General features: G+C 42.1%; 4 protein-coding genes. 2 read left to right on the top strand and 2 right to left on the bottom strand.

Features of this window, described 5'->3' with window-relative positions:
- Window positions 1-971, top strand: a 971-nt coding sequence (locus G9Q73_RS06600) for an IS110 family RNA-guided transposase (protein WP_218649933.1), incomplete at its 5' end; no start/stop codon positions are given.
- 128 nt (window positions 972-1099) lie between these two features.
- On the opposite strand, the gene G9Q73_RS06595 is transcribed toward G9Q73_RS06600, so the two are convergent.
- Entirely contained in the window at window positions 1100-1714 is a 615-nt protein-coding gene (locus G9Q73_RS06595; RefSeq protein WP_177419089.1) for a hypothetical protein, read from the bottom strand.
- Between the two features lie 1576 nt (window positions 1715-3290).
- Window positions 3291-3839, bottom strand: coding sequence for a hypothetical protein (locus G9Q73_RS06590; protein ID WP_177419088.1), 549 nt, complete (start codon window positions 3837-3839; stop codon window positions 3291-3293).
- 1108 nt (window positions 3840-4947) lie between these two features.
- Between G9Q73_RS06590 and G9Q73_RS06585 the strand changes: the two genes are divergently transcribed.
- Window positions 4948-5439, top strand: coding sequence for a GNAT family N-acetyltransferase (locus G9Q73_RS06585; RefSeq protein WP_177419087.1), 492 nt, complete (start codon window positions 4948-4950; stop codon window positions 5437-5439).
- The last annotated feature ends 788 nt before the right edge of the window (window positions 5440-6227 follow it).

The following is a 6227-nucleotide window of genomic DNA, read 5'->3' as shown; positions in this document are numbered from 1 at the left end:
GGGTCGATGTTGATTCGCAATACTTAGTTTGTCGTATACAGCGCGGTGATAAAAAGTTCAGCCTGGCTACTTTTGATAATAACCCACTAGGTCATCGACAGTTTATCCGTTGGTGTACCAAGCATCACAAAACCGCACGTGTGACGATGGAAGCCACCGGTGTTTACTCATTACCCTTTGCACTGGCACTCCACCAGTGTGACAAAATAGAGGTTTCCGTGGTGAATCCACGTGCCATTAAGAATTTTGCTATGGCACAGGTGCAACGGGGTAAAACGGATGCGCTGGACGCCGATGCCATTCTGGAATACACCCTCAGAATGGACTTTAAAAAGTGGCAACCACCCAGGGAAGAAGTGCTGGAATTACAACATATTACACGTCGAATTGTTCAACTGACTGCGGAGTTGACTCGGGAACGAAATAGACATATTGCGGCATCGCGTCTGGGTATCATTGGTCGAGTAGTCGCACACGATACTGATTTGAACATGCGTCATATACAACGGCGTATCGATGCCATGGCACAAGCAGCACTGGATATTGTTGAGCATGATGCGGAGCTTCAACCTAAGTTGAAACAACTGATTACCATCACGGGTATTGCCAGCAAAACGGGGCCTAGAATCCTCGCAGAACTGGCTGGATTGCCTGATGATATGACCAGTTCACAATGGGTTGCCCATGCTGGGCTTGATCCGAAACCCCATGAATCAGGAAAGACTACTCACAAACCCAGACGGATCAGTAAAGCGGGAAATCGATATCTTCGTGAAGCACTGTATTTCCCCGCATTAGTGGCCAGCCGGAGTGATCCGAATGTAAAGGCTTTTTATGAAAAGCTGGTGAATAAGGGTAAGAAACCAATGCAGGCATTGGTCGCCATCATGCGAAAACTGCTATTGGCTATCTGGGGAATGTTTAAACACGATACTACATGGGATGGTGAAAAGTTCTTTAAATTAGCTTGATTTTTAAGAGAGCATCTAACGCCTCAAATCACCGGAAGGCAAAAGTGGCGTTTGGTTTGTGTAAAATGAAGCGCAGCGGAATACACAAACCAAACGACGCTTTTGACTGTCCGAGTGGATTTGTTTTGTTAGGCATTTGATTTCATTACGTATGTTTCTGTTTTCGATCCATCATGTTTTTCTAAAATTAGGTTCCTACCTTCAAAACGCCATTTCCATTCAGAAGGCTCTTTTCCTTTGATTTTTTCTATTAGGATATGATTATTAATTTGATAATGGCCTATGGCAGACATGAATGGGACAGATAAGTAACAATTACCGCTAGCAGTAAAATGCAAGACTTGTTTTCCACCTGTATAATGGACTCCCTTCCATTTTCCTAATATTGTTTCGTCACTAGCACCAGCAGTACGGGTTAACCTTTCTTCTTTGTTGGTTGCTATATTTTTTAAAATAATATCATCACCAATATAGGAAACTTGTTTCTTAGCGACCAAATTACCGTCTGTTCCGTATAGAGACAAAATATTTTCTTCAAGTTTATAACTAAAGTCTACAAGGGCGCCAAAAGCAACTATTAATGTTCCATCAGATTGGTATGATTTAGATGTTCCAAGGCCACCTTTTGTTCTTGATGCAGAGATCCATTCGCCAATGATTGAATCCTGTGTATCTTTCGTGCAGCTAGAAATCATGGCCAGTAATGTAATTAGTAGGAAAATTGCAGCTGGCTTTTTGATCATTGTTCTTGCCTAACGTCTTGCATAACCGGAAGCCGAAAGTGGCGTTTGTTTTGTGTAAAATGGAGCGAAGCGGAATACACAAAACAAACGACGCTTTTGGCTGTCCGAGTTAATGCACTTGTTAGCTGAACTCTGCACTCAAATAGAAAAATAGGGAAGAGGGGCGATAAGCAATTGAAAATACTTGGACTTTCTTCATTCATTGCCTAGGAACTCCTTTTGCCCGTTTTGCTTTTTGATTCCCTTTGCCGTTTCAGGCGGTAGATGATTTACCATTTTACGCCTGTTTGGTTTGGTGACCAACTATCCCGCTTCAGCGTATGATGAGCTTTGAATTCACCCAGAAAACAATATTCATAGTTTTTCTGTTCTGACCAGCATGACCGCATCAACGCGTGATGGCTTTGAATTTACCACGAAAATAGTATTCTTACTTTCGTTATTCTGCCCAACCATCCCGCTTTAGCGCATGATGGCTTTGAATTTACCCCGAAAATAATATTCGTGCTTTCGTTATTCTGCCCAACCAGATCGCTTCAGCGCATGATGGTTTTGAATTCACCCCGAAAATAATATTTTGATAATGGCCTATGGCGAACATGAATGGGACAGATAGTAACAATTTACCGCTAACGGTAAAATGCAAGACTTGTTTTCCACCTGTATAATGGACTCACTTCCATTTTCTAATATTGTTCGTCACTAACACCAGCAATTTTGGGTTAACCTTTCTTCTTTGTTAGTTTGCTATATTTTTTTAAAGGCATCACCAATATAGGAAACTTGTTTCTTAGCGACCAAGTACCGTCTGTTTCGTATAGAACAAAATATTTTCAACTAGATTTATAACTAAAGAGTCTACAGAACACTTAAAGCAACTATTAATGTTCCATCAGCAGATTGATTTAGATGTTTGCGAGCCACCTTTTGTTCTTGATGCAGATCATTCATAATGATTGAATCTGTGTATCTGGTAGCTAAATCATGGCCAGTAATGTAATTAGTAGGAAAATTGCAGCTGGCTTTGATCATTGTTAGCGGCACCTAACGTCTTGCATAACCGGAAGCCGGAAGTGGCGTTGTTTTGTGTAAAATGGAGCGAAGCGAATACACAAAACAAACGACAACTGTCGAAGTAATACTGATATGGGCTCTGCACTCAAATAGAAAAAATAGGAAGAAGAAGACGATAAACAGTGAAAATACTTGAACTTTCTTCGTACTAGGAACTCCTTTTGCCCGTTTTGCTTTTTGATTCCCGTTGCTGTTTCAAGCGGTAGATGATTTACTATTTTACGCCTGTTTGGTTTGGTGACCAACTATCCCGCTTCAGCGCATGATGGCTTTGAATTTACCACGAAAATAATATTCTTACTTTCGTTATTCTGCCAAACTATCTCGCTTCAGCGCATGATGAACCTTGAATTCACCACGAAAATAATAATCCGTACCTTCGCCTTTCTGACAAATATTCAACCAGGTGCCGATCTTTGAACTTCAAACTGATCAGCCGTTTCGATAAGGCTTTGTTCATGCGTTGTCTGAATTCTTTTACAGCTAACATCAAATTAGCTGCTTATTGAGCCTTGATTACGGTGTATTTGAGCGCACCAACAACGGTATGCCAGCGCACTGGATAACTACCCATAATTACTACCTCTGCATCTTTCTTTCCCGTTGGCTTGGTAATTACACCGGACAAATCACTGCCACCACGATAGAAACTGTAGATGCCACTTTGGCTTCCTTCATAGAAAAGCCGATCATCTGCAAAAATGACCACATAGGTTTCTTTAAAGCCAGATGACTTAAGTTGCTCCATAAACTGAACATCTTTACAGAAGCTAAACATTTGCTCTGGATGTTGGCCATTTCTTGGGTATTTCAGCTCAATTGCTGCATCTGGTGATTCGGCGTTTGAAAACACCGAAATATCAATTTCTCGCTTCACATACTTGATTTTTTCTAAGCCGAAAAACGATACGTTCCTTTCAAACTGAATTTTTTTATTTTGAATGGCGCACCTTAAATATATTCCAAGTTCATGTTGAAGAGAAAATTCATTGTAAATTTCTACTTCACCTGCGGCGACTTTTTCAGCAAATTGTGAGATCAGTTGTTCCATTTGTTTTTACAGCTAACGCCAAGCATAACCGGAAGGCAAAAGTGGCGTTTGTTTTGTGTAAAAATGGAGCGAAGCGGAATACACAAAACGAACGACGCTTTTGACTGTCCGGGTTGATGCACTTGTTAGCTGAATTTTCTGTTTCGGTAAGACACGAAACAGGATGAAGCCACGGACGCTCTTTGCTTTTTTGATTGATTTCAATGTCATCGTGCTGGAACTCCGTGTGCCTTCTTGATTCGTTGATTTCCTTTCTCCGCCATCAGGCGGCTGATTGAGCTTTCAGGTTACACCTTTTAAACTATGCCCATCTGGTTTTTAATTCTCTATGCTCACTCGCGCAATCACGTAAATACAAATTTATAAGGCTTAGCAATACGTAACTGAACGAAGTACCACAGGCACATGGTCCGTACCAAGGCGGTTACCAAGAGTGTCGAACCGTAGTCAGACAAGCAACTAAAGGTACAGAAACTTGATTAACTTTGAAAATATCGTACTCACCAGCGCGCCTATCACCTCTTACGTGAGCCGGTCGGCTCAAACTGAGAATAGAGCATGATGCGAAATTTTCTCCCTCGGCTTCAGGCCTTCGCTTCATCCGTTAGGAGTCCACTACTATGCCCTCTGCTGACTTCTGCCCAATCACCCCACGCACATTGCCAAGGGCGCTACCACCTCGCGGGCGCACAGCGGGCAGATTCCCGGGTAAGAGCATGATCTTTCCCTGCACAACCGCTGCATTTGGCTCATCCCCATGTCTCCACAGACGGGTTTCTGTGATGTTGTGCTCACTCACCCAGGGTTCGGCCTTATATGCGGTTTCCTGTTCGTCGCCTCTGCAATTGCACTTAGGCTTTTCAGACGGTCGGTCGCCCTTCCGCCCTTGCCATCGGCTAGTACTTTTAAAGGTGACTTTTCGTCTCCTCTCTGGAATATGTACAGAGGACTTTCACCTCATAAAATCATGCCCATGCCGGGCACACACAAACACATTCACTCGGACAGGCAAAAGCGTCGTTGATTTGTGCATTCCGCTGCGCTCCATTTTGCACAAACCAACGCCACTTTTGCCTTCCGGTGATGTGAGACGTTAGCACTAATAAAAATGATTACACAAGCCTCATCAGATCACTACAACGACATTATTAGAATATATAATGAAGCGGTCATCTCTGGGTCACAAACAGCTGATGAGAAGACAATTTCTCTGAAGGAAAAGCTACCTTGGTTAAAGCAGCATACTGGAAATCATTACATTATCTATGTTGCAAGTGTTGACGCCGAAATTGTTGGTTATCTTGCATTAAGCCCCTACCGCCATGGGCGATCTGCATTTTCAAAAACAGCCGAGATTAGCTATTACGTTGATAATAATAATCAGGGAAAAGGTATAGGTAACCTACTAATACAACACGCAATTAATCAGTGTCCAAAGCTTAATATTGAATCATTAATTGCGATATTACTTTCTTGCAACTTTGCAAGCATTTCTATTCTGAAAAAATTCAATTTTAAAAAATGGGGCACCATGCCAAAAATTGCGAAATTAAAGAATAGAAGTGTAGATCATTTATATTACGGCAGGCATTTAACATGAATATTCAGCAAAAAAATGCTAACAAATTGTTCAAGCTGGAAAAGAATTCAGGCATCGCACAAACAAAGCCTTATCGAAACGGCTGATCTGTTAAAAATCAAAAGATCAGCACTTTGTTGATTATTTTTCAGGAAGCGAAGTACGGATTATTTATTTCGTGGTGAGTTCAAGGTCCATCATGCGCTGAAGCGTGATAGTTGGTCATCACTCAAAACAGGCGTAAACTGGTAAATCATCCACCGTCAGAAACAGCAAAGAAAATCAGAATAACAGAATGGCAATGGGAGTTCTTAGGGAATGAAGAAAAGAACGTTATTTTCAATTGCTTATTTCACCTCTTCCCTATTTATTTGAGTGCGGAGTTCAGCTGTTAGGCGATGGGCAAGTTTGACCCTCCTCCCAATAATTACCGTACTGGTTACCAAGAGTGTTTTAACCATAGCCAGACAGCAACCGTAGCTTAACCGGATTAACTTTGAAAATCACGTACCCACCAACGCGCCTATCGCCTCTTACGTGAACCGGTCGGTTCAAACTGAGAATAGAGCATGATGCGAAACTTTCTCTCTTGGCTTCAGGCCTTCGCTTCATCTGTTAAGAATCCACTACTATGCCGTCTGCTGACTTCTGCCCAATCACCTCATGCATTACTGCATGAAGCAAGCACACTGGTGGTGGTCGTGTGTCGGGCAGATCTCCCTGCAGAGCATGATCTTTCCCTGCACAACTGCCGCATTTACCATCCCCATGTTCTCCAAGCAAATACGTAACTGAACGAAGTAATACTT

The sequence above is a fragment of the endosymbiont of Lamellibrachia barhami genome (assembly GCF_011947365.2).
In the GTDB taxonomy this organism is placed as follows: Bacteria; Pseudomonadota; Gammaproteobacteria; order Chromatiales; family Chromatiaceae; genus QGON01.
Note: the sequence above shows the minus strand (reverse complement) of the source record. Positions and strands in the feature narration are given on the sequence as shown.